General features: G+C 39.2%; 15 protein-coding genes and 1 other RNA gene. 11 read left to right on the forward strand and 5 right to left on the reverse strand.

Annotation, left to right across the window (positions count from 1 at the left end; genetic code table 11):
• Window positions 1–53: 53 nt before the first annotated feature.
• The 8 genes from KO529_RS14665 (at window position 54) to KO529_RS14700 (ending at window position 10,719) form a co-directional block, all read left to right on the forward strand.
• A complete protein-coding gene (locus tag KO529_RS14665; protein ID WP_354667784.1) occupies window positions 54–2,069 on the forward strand; it encodes an OstA-like protein in 2,016 nt (671 codons plus the stop codon).
• Window positions 2,070–2,074: 5 nt separating this feature from the next.
• A complete protein-coding gene (locus KO529_RS14670) occupies window positions 2,075–3,256 on the forward strand; it encodes an aspartate aminotransferase family protein (protein ID WP_215948630.1) in 1,182 nt (393 codons plus the stop codon).
• A 95-nt stretch (window positions 3,257–3,351) separates the two neighbouring features.
• Window positions 3,352–4,752, forward strand: a complete 1,401-nt coding sequence (locus KO529_RS14675) for a tetratricopeptide repeat protein (RefSeq protein WP_215948631.1) — start codon at window positions 3,352–3,354, stop codon at window positions 4,750–4,752.
• Window positions 4,753–4,780: 28 nt separating this feature from the next.
• The gene (locus KO529_RS14680; RefSeq protein WP_215948632.1) at window positions 4,781–5,698 is read left to right on the forward strand and encodes a DUF368 domain-containing protein; all 918 of its coding nucleotides are present in this window, start codon (window positions 4,781–4,783) and stop codon (window positions 5,696–5,698) included.
• A 14-nt stretch (window positions 5,699–5,712) separates the two neighbouring features.
• Window positions 5,713–6,726, forward strand: a complete 1,014-nt coding sequence (locus tag KO529_RS14685) for a DUF368 domain-containing protein (RefSeq protein WP_215948633.1) — start codon at window positions 5,713–5,715, stop codon at window positions 6,724–6,726.
• Window positions 6,704–7,456 carry a shikimate dehydrogenase family protein gene (locus KO529_RS14690; protein WP_215948634.1) on the forward strand — a complete coding sequence of 251 codons (753 nt, stop codon included), beginning with the start codon at window positions 6,704–6,706 and terminating at the stop codon, window positions 7,454–7,456. Before KO529_RS14685 ends, KO529_RS14690 begins: the two co-directional genes overlap by 23 nt.
• Before the next feature lie 152 nt (window positions 7,457–7,608).
• Complete coding sequence (locus tag KO529_RS14695; RefSeq protein WP_436835204.1) at window positions 7,609–9,807, forward strand: DUF349 domain-containing protein; 2,199 nt, start codon at window positions 7,609–7,611, stop codon at window positions 9,805–9,807.
• A gap of 57 nt (window positions 9,808–9,864) precedes the next feature.
• The gene (locus KO529_RS14700) at window positions 9,865–10,719 is read left to right on the forward strand and encodes a hypothetical protein (protein ID WP_215948635.1); all 855 of its coding nucleotides are present in this window, start codon (window positions 9,865–9,867) and stop codon (window positions 10,717–10,719) included.
• Between the two features lie 130 nt (window positions 10,720–10,849).
• On the opposite strand, the gene rny is transcribed toward KO529_RS14700, so the two are convergent.
• The 4 genes from rny to KO529_RS14720 all read right to left on the reverse strand — a co-directional run bounded on the left by rny (window position 10,850) and on the right by KO529_RS14720 (window position 13,235).
• Window positions 10,850–12,415: a ribonuclease Y gene (rny, locus tag KO529_RS14705; protein WP_215948636.1), complete on the reverse strand. Its 1,566-nt coding sequence runs from the start codon at window positions 12,413–12,415 to the stop codon at window positions 10,850–10,852.
• 54 nt (window positions 12,416–12,469) lie between these two features.
• A non-coding RNA gene (gene ssrS / locus KO529_RS14710) (6S RNA) lies at window positions 12,470–12,579 on the reverse strand.
• A 54-nt stretch (window positions 12,580–12,633) separates the two neighbouring features.
• Entirely contained in the window at window positions 12,634–12,930 is a 297-nt protein-coding gene (locus tag KO529_RS14715) for a cell division protein ZapA (RefSeq protein ID WP_031444722.1), read from the reverse strand.
• A gap of 14 nt (window positions 12,931–12,944) precedes the next feature.
• A complete protein-coding gene (locus KO529_RS14720; RefSeq protein WP_031444723.1) occupies window positions 12,945–13,235 on the reverse strand; it encodes a hypothetical protein in 291 nt (96 codons plus the stop codon).
• A 195-nt stretch (window positions 13,236–13,430) separates the two neighbouring features.
• Here KO529_RS14720 and KO529_RS14725 point away from each other — a divergent pair, with 195 nt between their 5' ends.
• The 3 genes from KO529_RS14725 to KO529_RS14735 all read left to right on the forward strand — a co-directional run bounded on the left by KO529_RS14725 (window position 13,431) and on the right by KO529_RS14735 (window position 18,361).
• Window positions 13,431–15,119, forward strand: coding sequence for a M23 family metallopeptidase (locus tag KO529_RS14725; protein ID WP_215948637.1), 1,689 nt, complete (start codon window positions 13,431–13,433; stop codon window positions 15,117–15,119).
• Window positions 15,073–17,592, forward strand: a complete 2,520-nt coding sequence (locus tag KO529_RS14730; protein WP_215948638.1) for a TonB-dependent receptor — start codon at window positions 15,073–15,075, stop codon at window positions 17,590–17,592. The genes KO529_RS14725 and KO529_RS14730 overlap by 47 nt, the downstream gene beginning before the upstream one ends.
• A 115-nt stretch (window positions 17,593–17,707) precedes the next feature.
• Window positions 17,708–18,361 carry a hypothetical protein gene (locus KO529_RS14735; RefSeq protein ID WP_215948639.1) on the forward strand — a complete coding sequence of 218 codons (654 nt, stop codon included), beginning with the start codon at window positions 17,708–17,710 and terminating at the stop codon, window positions 18,359–18,361.
• Here KO529_RS14735 and KO529_RS14740 read toward each other — a convergent pair.
• Complete coding sequence (locus tag KO529_RS14740) at window positions 18,358–19,506, reverse strand: cysteine desulfurase family protein (RefSeq protein WP_215948640.1); 1,149 nt, start codon at window positions 19,504–19,506, stop codon at window positions 18,358–18,360. The genes KO529_RS14735 and KO529_RS14740 overlap by 4 nt on opposite strands.
• Window positions 19,507–19,632: the final 126 nt, after the last annotated feature.

Here is a 19,632-nt window from a genome sequence, read left to right on the forward strand (position 1 = left end):
AAACTATATTATCCTCCCTCAAAATATACTATTTTTGACCAAAATTTTAAACATTGCTTAAGTCCATATTATTCTTATTTATTGTATTCATTTGTTGGAATGGCCGGGGCCAGGAGCCCAAGACGGAGGTTAAACAAATAAACATTGTTTATGGGGCCAACTTCACCAAAGATGAAAAACAATATCCCGGAGCAGCCATCTTTAGCAAGGATGATCGGCAAGTGCAATTTGAACACGAAGGAGCGGATCTATGGTGCGATATTGCCATCTATTATCAAAAAGAAAATAAACTCAAGGCCATTGGGAACATTAAATTGCAACAGGGAGATTCCGTACAATTGACCAGCGGCAAAATTGATTATGATGGCAACCTAAACCTTGCCAAGGCCTGGGAAAATGTGGTATTGAACCATACCAGTATGACGCTTACCACGGACACCTTGCGGTTTGACCGGGAAAAACAAGAGGCTTTCTATGAACATAACGGAACAGTAGTTGATTCCTCCAATACGCTTACCAGTAAAATAGGGCGCTACTTTACACAACTTAAAAAATCCCAGTTCTTGCAAAGTGTGAACCTTGTGAACCCAGAATTCAATTTGGTCTCAAAGCAGTTGGATTATTATACCGAGTCCAAAAATGCCTATTTGTACGGTCCATCCACCATTACCGGAGAAACCTATAAAATGTACTGTGAACGTGGGTTCTATGACACTAAAATCGAAAACGGATACGGAATCAAGAATACCCGTATAGACTATAATAACCGTATTATTACAGGGGATAGCTTATATTTTGACAAAAAAACGGAATTTGCCTCCGCAACGAACAATATTACCATAAGGGACACCATAAACAATGGATTGATCAGGGCGCACTATGCAGAAGTATATAAGGCCAAGGATTCCGTTTTTGCCACCAAAAGGGCAGTATCTATCAATCTGGTAGAGCAGGATTCCCTATATATGCACGGTGATACCCTAATGATCACGGGCAAGCCGGAACAACGTATCCTAAGGGCATTCAGGAATGCCAAATTCTACAAGACCGATTTAAGCGGTAAGTGCGATTCCATCCATTTCAACCAAAAAACTGGTATTACCGAATTAATTACCAATCCGATTATTTGGAACGGCGAAAATCAGATGACCGGGGACAGTATCCACTTACTTTCCAACCTGGAAACGGAAAAATTGGATTCCTTAAAAGTTATCAATAATGCCTTTATTGTTTCTTTGGATACGGTGGGCAAAGTAGGCTACAATCAGGCGAAGGGCAAGGATCTATTCGGAAAATTTATAGACAATAAACTAAGTCTTATCGACCTTGTAAAAAACACCGAGGTGATCTACTACATGTACAATGATGATCAGGAACTTATTGGAATAGACAAGACCATATGTAGTGCCATTAGAATGACCCTCGCCAATAATGAGATTGAGGATATTACCTTTATTACCAATCCTGATGGCGATATTTTCCCGGAAAAGGAACTCCCTGAAAACAGTAGGCTATTGAAAGGTTTTATTTGGCGTGGAAAGGAAAGGATTCTTAGCAAGGACGATATCTTTGATGAGGACGACAACAACATTAAACTAGTTACCATTCGAGGAGTGGAAAACCCTATAGATTTGGACGTGGAGCCAGAGGAGGCCCAAGAGGATCAAAGGAAACGGGATTCCATAAATTCTTCAAAGTTATTGCCTCCCAATCCTTTGAAGAAAATGGAACCAACCAAAAAAGATCAACAGAAAAAGGAGCCCAAACCCAGCGTTTCTGAATCAAAAACAGAGGTACGTTACGAGGAGGGCGACAAAGAGGACGGTCTGGATCCCGGTTACTATTTAATAGCGAACGTTTTTGAGGTGAAGGAAAATTATGAGAAATTCATGAAAAGCCTAACTAAAAAAGGTTTAAAACCCCAACACTTTTTACGAAATTTCAACCAATACCACTATGTCTATTTAGAGCGCTATAACACCTGGGAAGAAGCGCTCCAATCGCGCAACGACAATTTTAATGGTAATTACATGGAAGAAACCTGGATTTTAAGGATCCTTGACAAATAGAACAAATGAAAGAGGATTATTTTAAGTACCAGGCACAAACTTCTTCACACCCTTTGGCTTTGGAAATTTCACACGCCAAGGGAAGTTATATTTACGACACCAAAGGAAGGGCACATCTCGATTTTGTTGCCGGAGTATCCGCGTGCAGCCTGGGACATTGCCATCCAAGAGTGGTAAATGCCATTCAGGATCAAGTACAGAAATATATGCACGTAATGGTCTATGGCGAATACATTCAGGAACCCGCCGTTGCCTATACCAAGTTGCTGGCAAGCCTTCTCCCTGCACCGTTGGAAACCACCTATTTGGTGAATTCCGGGACGGAAGCCATTGAAGGGGCATTAAAATTGGCCAGAAGGTTTACAGGGAGAAGTCAAATTTTATCAGCCAAGAATGCTTACCACGGAAATACCATGGGAAGTTTAAGCATTATGGGCTATGAAGAGCGTAAAAGTGCTTTTAGACCACTTATCCCAGATGTTGGTTTCATTCGTTTTAATTCCGAAGAGGATTTATTAAAAATAACGGAAAGAACTGCGGGAGTAGTTTTGGAGACCATTCAAGGTGGAGCCGGTTTTATTTTACCGGAGAACGGGTACTTAAAAAAGGTAAGGGAACGATGTACCGCTATGGGAGCCATGCTAATCCTTGATGAAATACAACCTGGATTTGGGCGCACCGGAAAGTTGTTCGCCTTTGAGCACTATGATTGTGTTCCGGATATTCTGGTTATTGGAAAGGGAATGGCCGGTGGTTTGCCGGTAGGCGCATTTGTAGCTTCCCACCACATGATGCAATCACTAATAGAGAACCCTAAACTAGGTCATATTACCACCTTTGGAGGCAATCCTGTAATTGCTGCGGCCTGTCTAGCAACCCTGCAGGAAATAACCGAAAGCAAGCTTATTCAGGAATCCTTGGAAAAGGAAGCACTTTTTAGAAAACTTTTGCAGCAACCATTAATAAAGGAAATTCGAGGTAAAGGATTGATGTTGGCTTTAATAATGGAAAAACCTGAAGTGGCCAATGAGGTAATCCTTAAATGTGCCGAGAAAGGCCTAATATTATTTTGGCTACTTTTTGAACCAAATGCAATTCGTATATCACCGCCATTGACCATTAACAATCAGGAAATTAGCCTTGGCTGTGCGCTAATTCTAGAGGTATTGAACGGCCTTAAACAATAAATTGTTAACTAATTTGTTAATATAATAGACCAAATCTGTCGGAATTAAGGGTTTCAAAAGACTACTTTAGTTCCAATGAATAATTAGAAGTTCCTATGGCGTTAGAACCAAACGAGAGACCAGGGCAACCAATTGCTAAGTTTGAATCCATGCTTAAGACAGATGATGTCTACTTCTTTGACGCGGAAGATTTTCAAGATATTATTCACCACTACCTCAATAACGGTAAAATTGCATTGGCCAAAAAAGCCATTAAAATTGGACTACAACAGCATCCCGGCAGTATAGAACTTAAGTTATTGTCCATAGAAGTCCTTGTGTTTGAAAATAATCTGGAGCTGGCAGAGAAGATGCTGGATGAGCTACAGGTATTAGACAGCAATAATGAGGAAATATACATTCAAAGGGCCAATATTTATTCCAAAAAAGACAATCACGAAGCGGCAGTCTCTCTTTTGACCCATGCATTGAATTTAACCGACGACAGTTTTGACATCCATTCCTTACTAGGGATGGAATATTTGTTCATGGATAATTTTGAGGACGCCAAACAAAATTTCATGATGTGCGTATCCTATGACGAAGAGGATTATTCATCACTTTACAATGTTATCTATTGTTTTGAATTTCTTGAGGATTACGACGGAGCCATCGTGTACTTAAATGATTATCTTGAACGTAACCCTTATAGCGAAGTAGCGTGGCACCAATTGGGCAAAATGTATTTTACGAAAAAGATGCACAAGGAGGCCTTAACCGCTTTTGACTTTGCCATTATTTCCGATGACAGTTTTATAGGTGCCTATTTTGAAAAGGGGAAAGTTCTTGAAAAAATGGGTAGATACAATGAGGCCATTGAGAATTATGAGACCACCATTGCCATTGAAGACCCTACTTCCCATGCTTATTTAAGGATCGGCAGATGTCACGAAAAATTAAAGAATGATGAATTGGCCAAATCCTATTATTACAGAACGGTTCATGAGGATCCGTTGTTGGATAAGGGATGGTTGGCAATTACGGAATACTACATTAGACAGGAGGATTATAAAAAGGCACTGTACTACATCAATAAAGCCATAAATATTGATGGGGAAAATTCCAAGTACTGGAAAAAATGTGGAAAGATCCACGCCACTTTAAAAAATAATGACGAAGCCTATTATGCTTATCAGCAGGCAGTAGACCTAGGAAATTATGAATTTGACACTTGGTTTCATTGGGCCGATGTGGCAGTACAAAACCTGGACGTTCATGCGGCCATAGAAATATTGCTACAAGGTCATGAATTTTATCCACAGCGATGTGAAATGCAGTATAAAATGGCAGGATTTTATCTGCTAATAAGCGATTTCCCCAGAGCTCAATACAGATTGCTCAACGCCCTTAAAATAGACCTTGACCAACTACATTTATTTGAGGATGAATTTCCCCAATTCTTCAACACGGAGTGGGCCCAAAACTTAATTGAGGATGTGAAAAAAGCTTCCAGATAAATAAACTATTTTTGTTTTTTTATCATTTATGGAAAATCGCAATCTTTTATCTTACATCATTATTTTATTAAAGGGAATGGCCATGGGCGCAGCAGATGTTGTGCCGGGTGTGTCGGGAGGCACCATTGCTTTTATCTCCGGAATTTACGAAGAACTTATCACCAGTATTAACAACGTTAACGTAGCCCTTTTAAATACATTAAGAAAGGAAGGCATAAAGGCTTTTTGGACCAAACTTAACGGTAATTTTCTACTTGCCCTGCTTCTTGGCATCGGTATAAGTGTCCTTTCCTTGGCCAAACTCATTAGCTGGTTAATGGAGAACGAACCCATTCCCCTATGGTCCTTTTTCTTTGGCCTGGTTGTAGCCAGCATTATATTGGTGGGCAAGGAAATAAAAAAATGGAATTTGGCTGCAATATTAATATTGATCATGGGAGCTGCCATAGCTTTTTACGTTACAAAGTTGCCCCCTTCCGAAAATTCGGGATCTCTCCCCTATTTGTTCCTGTCAGGGGCACTGGCCATATGTGCTATGATTCTACCCGGGATATCCGGAGCTTTTATCCTAGTGCTACTGGGATCCTATAAAACGGTATTGGATGCAGTGCACGAGCGCGATCTTAAAATTGTAATCACTGTTGGCCTAGGAGCCATTTTTGGACTGTTGAGCTTTGCAAAACTTCTAAAATGGATGTTTACACATTACAAGAACCTGACCTTGGCGTTATTGACCGGATTTATTTTAGGCTCATTAAACAAAATATGGCCATGGAAGGAAGTCTTGGAAACTAAAATGTTCGGAGAGAAAATAATTACCATCAAAGATCAGAATATCTCCCCATTTAATTTCGAAGGAGACCCTCAATTAATAAGTGCGATTATGCTAGCTTTACTTGGTTTTTCCCTTATTTTTATACTGGAAAAATTGGCCGCTAAAAAATAAACGCACAGTCCCAAATGAGAAACCCCAGAACATTCACGGATAAATTTTTCCTTGTTATTAAGGGCTTATTTATGGGTGCGGCCAACAAAGTTCCGGGCGTATCAGGAGGTATAGTCGCTTTTGTGGGCGGGTTTTATGAAGAGTTTATCTATTCCCTTCAAAAGGTAAACGGAAAAGCCTTTAGACTTTTGATCAGTGGAAGGTTAAAAAGTTTTTATCACTACACCAACGGGCAGTTTTTAACGCTGCTAATTTTTGGCATGCTGGTAAGTTATTTCAGTGTCTCCAAAATTTTGGATTATTTTTTGGAAAGAAATGAACTCTATGTGTGGTCTGCCTTTTTTGGGATGATTTTGGGCTCCATTTACTATATAGGAAAGGACTTTGGGCATTGGGGAAAAAAGACCGTTCCGGCAGGAATAATTGGATTAATCATAGGTATATCCATAAGCTTCCTTAATCCTGCTACTCAAAACGACAATTTGATATTTATCTTTTTCTGTGGCATAATCAGTGTCTCCGGCATGACCTTACCTGGACTATCCGGTTCCTTTATATTGATCCTTCTGGGTAATTATGTGCTTCTTTTGGTAGATTCCGTAAACGCCCTTTATGATACCTTTTCGGAAGTCTTAACGGGCGACTATAGTTTTATTAAAAATCCAACACGGCTCAATACCTTAAAAATACTGGCAGTATTTACTGCGGGATCGGCTGCCGGCTTGGTAACCCTCTCCCATCTATTGACTTTCGTACTAAAACATTATAGACATATAACAACAGCCGTAATTATAGGTTTTATTACGGGCTCATTGGGAGTGGTATGGCCCTGGAAACGCACTTTATTTAAAACGGATATCAATGGCAATTTGCTCTTGGATACGAACCACAACCCGATAATAAAGAATTATGAAAGATTCCTGCCAAATTTGGGATCTTCCGAGACTTGGTGGGCCATATTTTTTATTTTTTTTGGGATATTAATTTTATTAGGATTAGACTGGTATGGAAAAAACAGAAAGAGATAAAATTAGATTTGGGTTAATTGGAAAAAATATTTCCTATTCATTTTCAAAGGGATATTTTACCAAAAAATTCTCTGAAATGGGACTGGAAAGGCATTCATACGAGAATTTTGATTTGGAGAATATTGACCAGTTTAAGGGCCTATGGGAACAAAACAGCAATATCCAAGGCTTTAACGTAACTATTCCCTACAAAGAACAGATTATGCCCTTTTTATCGAAAATAGATGCGGAAGCCGAAGCCATTGGAGCTGTGAATACCATTAAGATAAACGGAAAACAAACAGTAGGCTTCAATACAGACGCCTATGGCTTTCAAAAATCCATACAACCCCATCTTAAGGAACACCATAAAAAAGCGCTTATCCTAGGTACCGGTGGTGCTTCCAAGGCAGTGGCGTATGTACTTAATAAATTGGGGATATCCTATATTTTTGTCTCTAGAAACCCCAAGGACAAACAACTCAATTACACAGATCTGAACAAGGGCGTGATGATGGACCATACGGTCATTGTTAATTGCACTCCTTTAGGCACTTACCCCAACATAAACGACAAACCAGACCTGCCTTACAACTTCATTACCAACCAACATTTACTTTTCGATCTTATCTACAATCCGGAAAAAACAGCATTTTTGCTGGCAGGTGAGCAGCAAGGCGGTAAAATAAGCAATGGTTCCAATATGCTTCAATTTCAGGCAGAAAAATCTTGGGAGATATGGAATTCCTAGTAAAAAAACAAGTAAGCCCCTTAAAACCATAAAAAACACAGGAGTCCCCTCTCCAAAAAAACCTTAAAAAGAAGTTTCATTACCTTTGATATATAGACGGATGTAATTATATTTCCGTACATTACATTTAGAAAGCTATAAACATTCATAAAATGTTAGAAGATAAAGAAGACAACCTACAGAATAATGTAGGCACAGAGGAAACCTCAGGAAATACCGAAGCCATAAATAATTCGGAAGCCGAGACTGAAACAAAATCCGCTCCCAGTCCTGAGACCATTGAAACAGATTCCGAAATTAACACCAAGGAAATGGTGGAGGATAAAGGTACATCTATCGATTCAGAAACCAAGGAGGAGGAAAAGCTGGAAGAGAATTCAACTCAAAAAGCTCCGGAAAAAGTAGCTTCCATTGAAGAAAACGAGACTTCTGAAGATATCGTGGAAGATTCTACCAACAATGCAAAGTCCACCGGGACAACTGAGGAAAAAGAGGAAGATGTTCTGGAAGAAATAGATGAATCCAATGCAGAGGATGCCGAAGATTCTGACAACCATCAGCGACACCATATTCCCATGCCGGATTACCACGCTATGTCCATGGAGAATTTGGTAGGTGAACTACAGCGATTGGTAAGGAACGAAAAAGTACAGGCTATTAAAAAGCATGTTGATGGAATTAAATATGAGTTCGATCAAAAGTTTCAGGAATTTATAGACGAAAAGAAGGAAGACTTCATAAATAGCGGTGGTAACGAAATAGATTTCCGATACAATTCCGTTGCCAAAAGACAGTTTAACGAGGTATATTCAGATTATCGGGAAAAGAGAAATAGCTATTACAAAAACCTGGAACAGGGACTTAAATCCAATCTTGCCCAAAGACTGGAAATCATCAACGAACTCAAGGCTTTGGTTAACGTTGAAGAGGATATCAATACCACTTATAAGAATTTCAAAGATCTACAGGAACGGTGGAAAAATGCCGGCCCAATACCACGCGCCAATTACAATGATGTTTGGCGAACATACCACCATCACATTGAAATATTTTACGACTTCCTACACTTAAACAGGGAATTAAGGGATCTGGATTTTAAGCACAATTATGAGGAAAAACTAAAGATCGTGGTGCGGGCGGAAGAGTTGGTCCAAATGGAGGATTTAAACAAGGCATTTCAAGAACTTCAGACCCTGCATAAAATCTGGAAAGAAGATATTGGTCCCGTTGGCAAAGAGCACAGGGAAGAGATTTGGGACCGGTTTAGCAATGCTACCAAATTGCTGCACCAAAGACGACAGGATTACTATAAAGACCTAGAAAAAGTCTACGAGCAAAACCTGGAAAAGAAAAACGAAATTATAGGATCCATAAGCTCGATAGCCGCCCATATTGCCTCAAGTCACAAAGAGTTGCAACAACAAATAAGGGAAGTTGAAAAATTGCGAGATTCTTTCTTTAAAGCTGGGAAAGTACCTCAGAAAGTAAATGAGAAGACTTGGGCAAGTTTTAAGGATGCTGTGCGTGAGTTCAATAGAAACAAAAACAATTACTACAAAAATTTAAAGAAAGACCAGCAGGTCAATCTCGATAAAAAAAGGGCATTGTTGGAGCTTGCAGTCTCCTTAAAGGATAGTGAAGAATGGGATACTACCACCCAGGAGATGAAAAGAATTCAGAACGAATGGAAAAAAATAGGACATGTGCCCAGAAAATACTCCGATAAAATATGGAAGGAGTTCAAAACTGCATGCAACCATTATTTTGATCGTTTACACGCCTTAAAAAATGAAGCCCACAAGGAAGAGATAGAGAATTTTGACAAGAAAAATGCATGTCTGGAAAATTTAAAGAGTTTCCAACTAAGTGGGGATAAGAGTAAAGATTTAGCAGCTATCAAAGAGTTTATTGCCGAATGGAAAGAAGCTGGCAGGGTGCCCTTCAACAAGAAGAGCATAAATGCCAAGTTTAACAAAATTCTTGATGCCCTATTCAAAAAATTGGATATCAACAGACAGGAAGCGGAACTGCTGAAATACGGTAACAAGATTCAGCAGCTGGCCAACAACGACAACGACTACGCCATCTCTAACGAACGTACCTTTATCAGAAGAAAAATAGACGAAAGCAAGAGTGAAATTAGGCAATTGGAAAACAATCTTCAATTCTTTTCCAATGCTTCCGAGGATAATCCTTTGGTAAAAGAAGTAATTAAAAACATAAACAACCACAAGGAATCATTGGCCACATGGAAGGCCAAATTAAAAAAGTTGAACATTCTGGAAAATAATTTGATAAAAGAGGCCGAAGAAGCGGAAATTGAGGAAGAGTCCTCTGAGGACGAGGAATAGACTTCAATCAAAACAATTTTAAAATAAAAGCACATTAGTAAATATAGGGTTAGTGTAATGATGGTTTTATGGTTTGTTACTTCCCTAACAAGCTGTGGTACGCCTAGAATAATTGTAAAAGAAACCGCTAGCCCCCCTACCGACCAATTACCGGAACCAAATTTAGTATTTGTTATTACCAAAAAGGATCCAAACCTCAGCGATTCCCTACTTATTGGCACTATCGCTACCAAACACAATGGCTTTAACGGGGACTGCAACCTTCGACAAGTTAAACGGGCGGCAGAAAAGGAAGCGAAAGAAATTGGCGGTAATTTAATATTTATCACAAGACACAAGCTACCTAACACCCTTTTAAATCCTTGCCATAGAATTAGGGGAAATATCTATTCCGTTCCCAATCCAGAAGCCTTTGAAAAGGAAATTATTTGGAATACCAATAGAAAACTTAAAGTGACAGATTTTAAGGGGTCGTCCAAGGGCAAACCCTTTGTTGCAGCCACAAATACCTATTTTGGCTATACAACCAGCGTAAAATCAGAGAAAAACAGGGTTATTGTGGAAGTAGATACCTATTTCGATTGCGAGCTATCCTACTTTAAAGATAATAAAAACCAAGCCCTAGTGTTAAATCACGAACAATTGCATTTTGACATTACGGAACTCTACGCCAGGAAGTTTATCCAAAGACTACATCATGAGGTTAAGAGTTTTAAGGATCTGGTAAAGAAAGTGGAGCTCATAGGGAATGAAGTAAATAAAGAGCTTCAATTAAAACAGGACACTTATGATACGGCAGTGTATAGTGATCTATCAAAACAATCCTATTGGGACGAATGGACCGAAACAGGTCTGAGGGAATTGGACATGTACAAAAACAAGACCATCAGCAGACCTTATAAAGAGGATTAGGGAAGCAAAGCTAAAGCTACCAAACAACATAATACCATTATTTAAATCGGAACTAGTACAACAAAAAAAAAGCCTGCCCAATAAATGTAAAGTCCATTTATTGGGCAGGCTTTTATAAAATTAGTATATATTACTTGGCCACGTTTACCGCTCTAGTCTCCCTGATGACAGTAACTTTCACCTGACCAGGATAGGTCATGTCCGTTTGAATTTTTTGGGAAATTTCAAAAGAAAGTTCGGCAGCTTTGTCATCGCTCACTTTTTCACTTTCTACAATAACCCTTAATTCCCTTCCTGCCTGAATAGCGTATGCCTTTTGCACTCCACCAAATCCGAAGGCGATATCTTCCAAATCCTTTAAACGCTGAATGTAAGAATCCAACACCTGTCTTCTTGCTCCTGGTCTTGCCCCACTAATGGCATCACACACTTGGACTATTGGCGCAATAAGTGTTTTCATTTCAATTTCATCATGGTGGGCACCAATGGCATTGCACACATCGGGTTTCTCACCAAATTTTTCGGCCCATTGCATACCAAGAATGGCATGTGGCGTTTCAACCTCTGCCTCGGTATTAGGAACCTTCCCAATATCATGTAATAGACCGGCACGTTTTGCCAGTTTTGGATTTATTCCCAACTCGGCCGCCATAACACCACATAATTTGGCAACTTCTCTGGAGTGCTGTAAAAGGTTCTGTCCATAGGAAGAACGATATTTCATTCTACCCACCGCCTTGATCAGTTCTGGATGCAGGCCGTGGATTCCTAAATCGATCACCGTGCGCTTACCAATTTCAACAATTTCCTCCTCTATCTGTTTCTCTGTCTTTTTAACAATTTCCTCAATTCGGGCAGGGTGAATCCTACCATCTGTCACCAGTTTGTGCAATGACAAACGTGCAACCTCTCGCCGAACAGAATCGAAACAGGAAAGAATAATGGCCTCTGGAGTATCGTCCACTATTATTTCAACCCCTGTAGCCGCTTCCAATGCCCTAATATTTCGTCCTTCACGTCCTATAATCCTTCCTTTTACATCATCGGATTCCAAATTAAAGACGGAAACACAATTTTCCACTGCCTCTTCGGTGCCGATTCGCTGAATGGTATTGATAATGATTTTCTTGGCTTCTTGTTGTGCGGTAAGCTTTGCTTCTTCCACAGTAGTTTGAATGTAGGCCATAGCATCCGATTTAGCCGTATCCTTAAGGGACTCCAACAATTGTGATTTGGCCTCCTCGGCAGACAGACCGGAAATTACCTCCAACTGTTGTACCTGGCTTTTGTGAAGTTTTTCGAGCTCGGATTGTTTCTTTTCCAAGAATTCACTCTTATAATCTACCTCCTTCAGCTTATTTTCTAACTGCTCCCCTAATTTCTTACCTTTTGCAAGTTCACTACTGACCTGGGATTCCTTATCCCTTGTTCGCTTTTCTGCTTCTGAAATTTTCTTGTCCTTATTGATAATAACCTTCTCGTGCTCCGCCTTTAGTTCCAAGAACTTTTCCTTAGCCTGAAATATTTTATCCTTCTTAATATTTTCGCCTTCAATGTTGGCTTCCTTAATTATATTGGCCGCCTCTTTTTTTGCGCTGGCTATGGTTTTGGAAGCCTTGCCCTTTTCCATAAACTTCGCAATGGCAAATCCAATTCCCAATCCAACCAATCCTATTATTATTGCTATACTATCCATATTTATTTTGAAAATTATTTATAAAAAAAGCCCACATTGATGGAAGTTTTGTACAAACCCCGATAAACAGGTTTAGGGCTACCAGACTGCTCAAGGATCCTTATACAAGTAAGGCCTGCTTTTACAATCTAAACTCACCCTTTTCAAACAAATTAGTGTTGAGTTTGTCAAAAATTAATTACCAATGTGGGCAGTAACTATATTTATTTTAAAGAACGTTATTTCATCCCTAGCTTGGAACTAACCAACATATTTAGTGCTTTTAGTCGCTCTGCGGCTTCTTTTACACCTTCTGAATGGTCTATTCCTTTTTGCTCAATCTTAGAGGCAAACTGAAGTGCGCACATGGCCAGCACATCTTGTTTATCCCTTACGGCATAGTTTTGCTCAAATTTCTTTGCCAGCTGTTCTATATTCTTAGCGGCCTTTCTTAAGCCCTCCTCCTGTAAAGGATCAATCGTTAAGGGATATACCCTATCTGCTATAGAAAGCTTAATTTTGAGCTTCTCTGCCATATTGTTTATTTACACTATTCTGAAAGTTGGGCAATGCAATGGTCCAACTCCCTAATCAATGTGTTTATTTTAAGCTTAGCTTCGGTCTTATTCGTATCACTGCCCAGCATAGAACTTGCCAATTTTAGTGAATTGTATTTTTCCTGCCATTCATTCACCGAAACTCTTGTAGCTTCATGATCATTTTTTACAGCAACCAATTCTTCTTCCAATTTTATATTGGTATGGTGCAACAGCTCCAGCTTATGCAACAACTTACTAATTTTATTTTCTAAAGAATCAACAATATCTACCAATTCACTCATTTGCAAATATCAATGCATTTTACACAAAGTTAACACACCTCTTTATACTTAGCAATTCTTTTTTGATTTATTCTCAAAGTAAAATTTCCAACCTCAATTTAAGAAAAATAATTGATCCTTTTTATAAATTATATAACACAGACTTTTTTTTGAATTAGAACGGTATTAATTACTTTCGTACCAATTATCACATATATGAAAGGCTTTTTCTTAGGATTTTTTCTTTTTACCTCAATGTTTTATGGGCAAGCTCCATATCCAAAGGATTTTTTCCGCTCTCCCTTGGATATTCCAATAGTTCTATCTGGAACATTTGGGGAATTGCGCTCCAACCATTTTCACGCAGGAATCGATATTAAAACACAACAGAGACAGGGATTACCGGTCTACGCTATAGGTGAGGGTACGGTTACCCGAATAAAAGTTTCGGAATGGGGCTATGGAAAAGGACTTTATATTGCCCATCCCAATGGTTACACTTCTGTCTACGGACATCTTCAAAAGTTTTCTCCTGAAATAGAAGCCTACGTAAAGAAGATCCAATACCAAAAAAAATCTTTTGAAGTGGAGATTTTTCCTGAATTTTCAGAGCTTAAGGTTCAGAAAGGTGATCTTATCGCCTTCACAGGAAATACAGGTGGATCTGCCGGACCCCACCTACATTTCGAAATTAGAAACAGTGCCTCCGAAATGCCGACGAATCCACTTTTACATGGAATTGAGGTACGGGATGCTACAGACCCTACTTTGTTGAATGTTTATGCCTATCCACTTTCGGAGAACGCTCAGGTAAATCAAAGTCAGGAAAAAATAAAACTAAAATATCATAGACAAAGTGATGGCACCTATCTTGCCGACAAGGTAACTGCGCTTGGCACCATTGGGTTCGGAATAAATGCATTTGACCGCCAAGACCTTGCTGCCAACCAAAACGGGGTTTATTCCGTGAAACAAATAGTGAACGGAAAATTATACACCGAATTTAATTTTGAAACATTTTCATTTACAGAAAGCAGATACATAAACACCTTGATAGATTACAACCATTACAGTACTTACAGGGAAAGGATTCAAAAGTGTTTTAAGGACGAAAGCAATCTTTTGGGTATATACAAGACCATTTATAATAATGGAAAAATAGAGGTTAGTGAAGGTTTATCCTATAATGTGGAAATTCATATTTATGATCTTGCCGGAAATCTTACCAAATTGGTTATACCTGTGGAAGGAAAACTTGAAGAAATTAAAATTCCTAAAATAGAAGAGAAAACGGACAACTATATTATTGCCAAAAAACCTAACAATTTTGATTTGGGCGCAGCAAAAGTATACTTCCCGGCCAATACGTTTTACGACAACTTTTATATAGATCTAAAAAAAGGAAAGGATACCGTTACAATTCACAATAGTAAGGTACCCGCTCATAGAAACTTTACAATAACCTTTGATGTTTCAAAATATTCGGAAGAGGAAAGGAAACAAATGTACATTGGACGATTGGACAATAATAGAACTGCAAATTACGCCTCTACCTATAAACGGGGCACTACCTTTACAACAAGGACCAGGGACCTTGGCACCTATACCTTGGCAAAAGACACTGTGGCTCCGCAAATTAGACCTAAAAATTTCAAAGACAAACAGTGGCTTACCAACTACAGTTATTTAAGCTTAAAAATTACGGACGATCTGAGTGGAATAGACACCTACAATGCAACCCTCAATGGTGAATGGATACTTCTGGAATATGAGCCAAAGACAAATACCATCACCTATAATTTTGATGACCTTATATTGGATAAAAAACAATGTGATTTGAAAGTAGTGGTTACCGATAATGTTGGTAATAGCAGTACTTTCACAAGTACTTTTTACAGAAAATGAAACATTGAGACTTTTTAAACTATTTTTCCTTGTCGTTTTAACATCCTCGGCAACCGTTCTAAAGGCACAAACGGCTACCATAACCGGTGTGGTTTTTGACGAAAACCAAACCCCATTGCCCAATGTTAATATTGCATCCAAAAACCAAGGAACTTTTTCCGATGTGAACGGGTTTTATATTTTGGAAATAATAGCGGACCAGGAAACAACAATAACTTTTTCCCATTTGGGGAACGAAAGGCTAATTCTCAAAGACCTAATTCTGAATACCAATGAGAATTATGAATTCAACCCTGTTCTAAAAAATGAGGCAATACTTATTGCCGAGGTTGTTGTAACCCCTGTAGGCAACAGGTACGCTGAGGGAATTACAACTATTTCATCAGATATTGTGCGAAATATTCCAGGACCTAATTCGGGGGTGGAGAACATCTTAAAGCTTTTGCCAGGGGTATCCTCCAACAATGAGCTCAGTACCCAGTACATGGTAAGGGGGGGCAATTTTGACGAAAACTTGGTGTATGTCAATGACATAGAGATTTATAGGCCCTTTCTAATACGCTCCGGACAACAGGAAGGCCTAAGTTTTATAAATAGCGACATGGTGGGAAACTTGCAATTTTCCGCAGGAGGTTTTCAAGCCAAATATGGGGACAAACTTTCCTCTGTTTTGGATATCACTTATAAAACACCTGTTTCCTTTGGACTTAAAATAAATGCGACCCGTCTTGGGACTTCGACAACTTTGGAAAGCGTATCCAAAAACAAGAAATTATCTTCCTTAACCAGCATCAGGTCTCGGGACAACAGCCTCCTTGTAAATAGCCAGAACACCAATGGCAACTACGACCCCTCTTTTTTTGATATTCAACAATTTACTACCTACATATTTTCCAACAAATTTAGAATCAGCTATCTAGGAAATATTTCGATCAACAATTATAGAAACCAACCCTTTACCAGGCAGACCAATTTTGGGACCCTGAATGATATAAAGACTTTAACGGTCTATTACTCCGGAAGCGAAAAAAACCAGTACAGGACCAACCTAAACGCGCTGAAAGCGGAATACCAATTAAATGACAAAACCACTTTAAAACTTATTTCCTCCCTGTATTTTAATAGGGAGCAAGAATATTCCGATGTAATATCCCAATACCGGCTTAGTGAGTTAAATGCAGGTCTTGAAGACGATATTTTAGGGGAGCCTACCCCTATAAACGGATTGGCCACACAATACAATCGGGCCAGAAATGATCTGGATGCTAAAATCTTCAATTTGGAACATAAAGGCATCCACACCAAAGATGGGAAGGCTATTTCATGGGGGCTTAAATACGAGCATACCGATATTAGGGACCAAATTAGGGAATCCGAATTCTTAGACTCTCTGGGATATATGGTACGGCCTCCAAATTCTGGTTATAATCGTAATGAACCCGAAACACCCTTTGAAGCGCCCTTGGTGCCTTACGAGGGTATTTTTGCCAGGAATTCGGTAAACACCAATAGACTCTCCGGGTTTGCGCAATACAGCCATAGAACACAATGGAACGACCATAACATTTATTATAATATAGGAGCCAGAGCCAGCCATTGGGTCGTGAATGGCAAAAATCTTAAAAGTAGCGGACATACCATATTTAGTCCCAGGGCCCAATTTTCCATTAAGCCAAATTGGAAAAAAGATATGCTGTTCAGACTCTCCGGGGGAGTCTACCAACAGCCGCCATTATACCGGGAATTAAGGGATAACAATGGTATTGTTCATCCTGAGGTGGAGGCCCAAAAATCCTATCATATTGTATATGGAAACCAATACAGTTTTAAATTATGGCAAAGACCGTTTACGCTGATCGGTGAGGCCTATTGGAAAAAAATGACCCATGTAAATCCATATACCTTGGAAGATGTCCGTATAAGATATGCAGCCCTAAACAATGCAAAAGCTTACGCTTACGGGGCAGAATTAAGATTAAACGGCGCCTTTGTTCCCGGTACGGAGTCATGGTTTAGTTTAGGCTACCTTAAAACAGAGGAGAACATTAATTACCGGGGATATATTTCGAGGCCCACAGATCAGCGTTTAAAAGTAGGCATTCTCTTTCAGGACTACATGCCAGAAGTACCGGACCTTAAAATGTACTTAAACCTAGTTTATAATACAGGACTGCCCGGAGGCTCACCTAGCTATACCGACCCCTACCTTTATCAAAATAGATTAAGGGATTATAAGCGTGCAGATTTAGGAATTTCCTATATTTTTGTGGGAGCCAATAAATCCAATGACAAAAATGCGTTTTTACGTGTTTTTAAGGATCTGAGTGGCGGCTTTGAAATATTTAATTTATTTAACAATCAAAATTCCATAACCAACACATGGGTAAGGGATTTGTTAAACGAACAACAATTTGCCGTACCCAATTTTATGACCGGCCGTATCTTAAATATTAAAATTGAGATGCGTTTTTAGTACTGAAAATAAGTTTTAACCGTAAAATGGACAAGCACATGGGGCAATAACATTTTTAAGCCCCCTGGAAGTATCAACAGAGACTGTGCTGTGTAAAAAGAACAAATAGCATTAGATGAAAAATATTCTTATAATTATTTTTACCCTTAGTTGCCTAGGTGTATCCGCTCAAAAGAACATTTATGAAAGTGAAAAGTTCGATGAATTGAGCCAAGACCATACTAATTTGGCCATAATCCCATTCTTGACCAATTTGGAGTTGAAAGATGAAATATCCAGTGCTGAATTAAAAGATTTGGAGGAGAAGGAAGGCTACGCCGTACAGGATGCACTAGAAACTTATTTCTCTAAAAGAAAAAAGAAAAAGAAATTTTCCGTAGAATTCCAGAATATAAAAAATACCAATGCCATCTTAAAACAAAATGGTATTTCGTACGACAATATTGATGTTTACAGCGTAAAAGAGCTAGCTCAAATTTTAGAAGTTGATGGCATTATAAGTGGTACTTTGGACTTAAACGTACTTCTATCCAAAGGAGTCCCTACAGAATTTAGCCTTCTAGATTATATTAACGGCGATGCCAATTACGGCCGAATTGGGGTAAAAATAAGTGACGGCATAACTGGCAAATTGCTCTGGAAATACGAAAAACAAATCAATAAGAAATCGGGAAAGAACACTACAGACCTCATAGACCTGATGATGAAACTGGCTTCCAGAAAATTCCCTTACGACAGGGAACGCCCACGAGATAGAAAAAAGAACTAATTGGAACCAAATTCCTTTAGTACCTCAACCACATAATCCAATTCTTCTTTCGTATTATATTTTGAGAACGAAAATCTCAAAGAAGGCTTTTCCATGTCTTCAGGGGAAAGTATTTCAGTAAGAACGTGCGAACCGATATCGCTACCGGACTGACAGGCACTGCCTTTGGAACAGGCTATACCCTTTAGATCCAAATGAAACAACAACATCAACGCCTTTTCAGAATCAAAAGGGAGACGCGCATTCACAAGGGTATAGGTACCTCCCTCCATGTCCCCGGAAAGACCATTAAAGGCTACATCGGGAATTGCATTGGATAATTTTTCTATAAAATATCTTTTTAGCTCCGTCACATAATTCCTTTCCTCTTCCAAGTGGTCATAAGCCGCTTTAAAGGCCTCTTCCAAACCCACAATATTGTGAAACGGTTCAGTTCCTGCTCTAAAGCCACGCTCCTGCGATCCCCCAAAAATCAAGGGTTTTAGACCAGCATTTCTTTTAATATAAGCAAATCCAACCCCCTTGGGACCATGAAATTTATGTGCCGCGGCGGTCAGGAAATGAGCATTGGTTTTCTGCACATCCCATGGGAAATGTCCAATAGACTGTACCGTATCGGAATGAAATAAGGCATCGTTTTCTATACAAAGTTTACCAACAGCGGCTATATCCGTAATATTTCCTATTTCATTGTTCACATGCATCAAACTCACCAGTTTCTTACTGCCATCCCTCTTCAGCAGTGACTCCAAATGGGCAAGATCCGGATTTCCATAGCTATCCAAATCCACATACTGGAGACCTATACCATATTCCTGGGCCAGCGCCTCAGCCGTATGCAATACGGCATGATGTTCTATTTTGGAGGTAATCAAGGTTTTTATCCCAAGATCCCTGACACTGCACCTAAGAATCATATTATCAGCTTCGGTACCTCCCGAAGTAAATATTATCTCCGCGGGGTGGGCATTTAAGTACTTAGCAATAGTTTTTCTTGTTTTTTCAATAGCCGTTTTAGCTGTCCTTCCAAAACCATGGGAAGAAGATGGATTACCATAGCAGCTTGCCAAGGCATCTTGCATTTTTGAGATGACTTCGGGTCTAACCTGAGTGGTTGCGGCACTATCCAAATAAACCTTTTTCATTAAAAAATAAATCAAATTAAAAACTTTCCCAACTCCAGGAGAGTTCGCCAAAATTACTTGAAATAAAGTTAATTTCCTGTAAAATGCTTATAAACCTCTAGGATTATAACCTATATTTCGATTAAA

Source organism: Arenibacter algicola (assembly GCF_018860365.1).
GTDB lineage: Bacteria > Bacteroidota > Bacteroidia > Flavobacteriales > Flavobacteriaceae > Arenibacter > Arenibacter algicola_B.

Excerpts from the sequence above, each read along its gene's own strand:
- KO529_RS14670 (WP_215948630.1), top strand. The coding sequence starts at position 2,075 with ATGAAAGAGGATTATTTTAAGTACCAGGCACAAACTTCTTCACACCCT.
- KO529_RS14675 (WP_215948631.1), top strand. The coding sequence starts at position 3,352 with ATGGCGTTAGAACCAAACGAGAGACCAGGGCAACCAATTGCTAAGTTT.
- KO529_RS14680 (WP_215948632.1), top strand. The coding sequence starts at position 4,781 with ATGGAAAATCGCAATCTTTTATCTTACATCATTATTTTATTAAAGGGA.
- KO529_RS14685 (WP_215948633.1), top strand. The coding sequence starts at position 5,713 with ATGAGAAACCCCAGAACATTCACGGATAAATTTTTCCTTGTTATTAAG.
- KO529_RS14690 (WP_215948634.1), top strand. The coding sequence starts at position 6,704 with ATGGAAAAAACAGAAAGAGATAAAATTAGATTTGGGTTAATTGGAAAA.
- KO529_RS14695 (WP_436835204.1), top strand. The coding sequence starts at position 7,609 with ATGTTAGAAGATAAAGAAGACAACCTACAGAATAATGTAGGCACAGAG.
- KO529_RS14700 (WP_215948635.1), top strand. The coding sequence starts at position 9,865 with ATGATGGTTTTATGGTTTGTTACTTCCCTAACAAGCTGTGGTACGCCT.
- rny (WP_215948636.1), bottom strand. The coding sequence starts at position 12,415 with ATGGATAGTATAGCAATAATAATAGGATTGGTTGGATTGGGAATTGGA.
- KO529_RS14715 (WP_031444722.1), bottom strand. The coding sequence starts at position 12,930 with ATGGCAGAGAAGCTCAAAATTAAGCTTTCTATAGCAGATAGGGTATAT.
- KO529_RS14720 (WP_031444723.1), bottom strand. The coding sequence starts at position 13,235 with ATGAGTGAATTGGTAGATATTGTTGATTCTTTAGAAAATAAAATTAGT.
- KO529_RS14725 (WP_215948637.1), top strand. The coding sequence starts at position 13,431 with ATGAAAGGCTTTTTCTTAGGATTTTTTCTTTTTACCTCAATGTTTTAT.
- KO529_RS14730 (WP_215948638.1), top strand. The coding sequence starts at position 15,073 with ATGTTGGTAATAGCAGTACTTTCACAAGTACTTTTTACAGAAAATGAA.
- KO529_RS14735 (WP_215948639.1), top strand. The coding sequence starts at position 17,708 with ATGAAAAATATTCTTATAATTATTTTTACCCTTAGTTGCCTAGGTGTA.
- KO529_RS14740 (WP_215948640.1), bottom strand. The coding sequence starts at position 19,506 with ATGAAAAAGGTTTATTTGGATAGTGCCGCAACCACTCAGGTTAGACCC.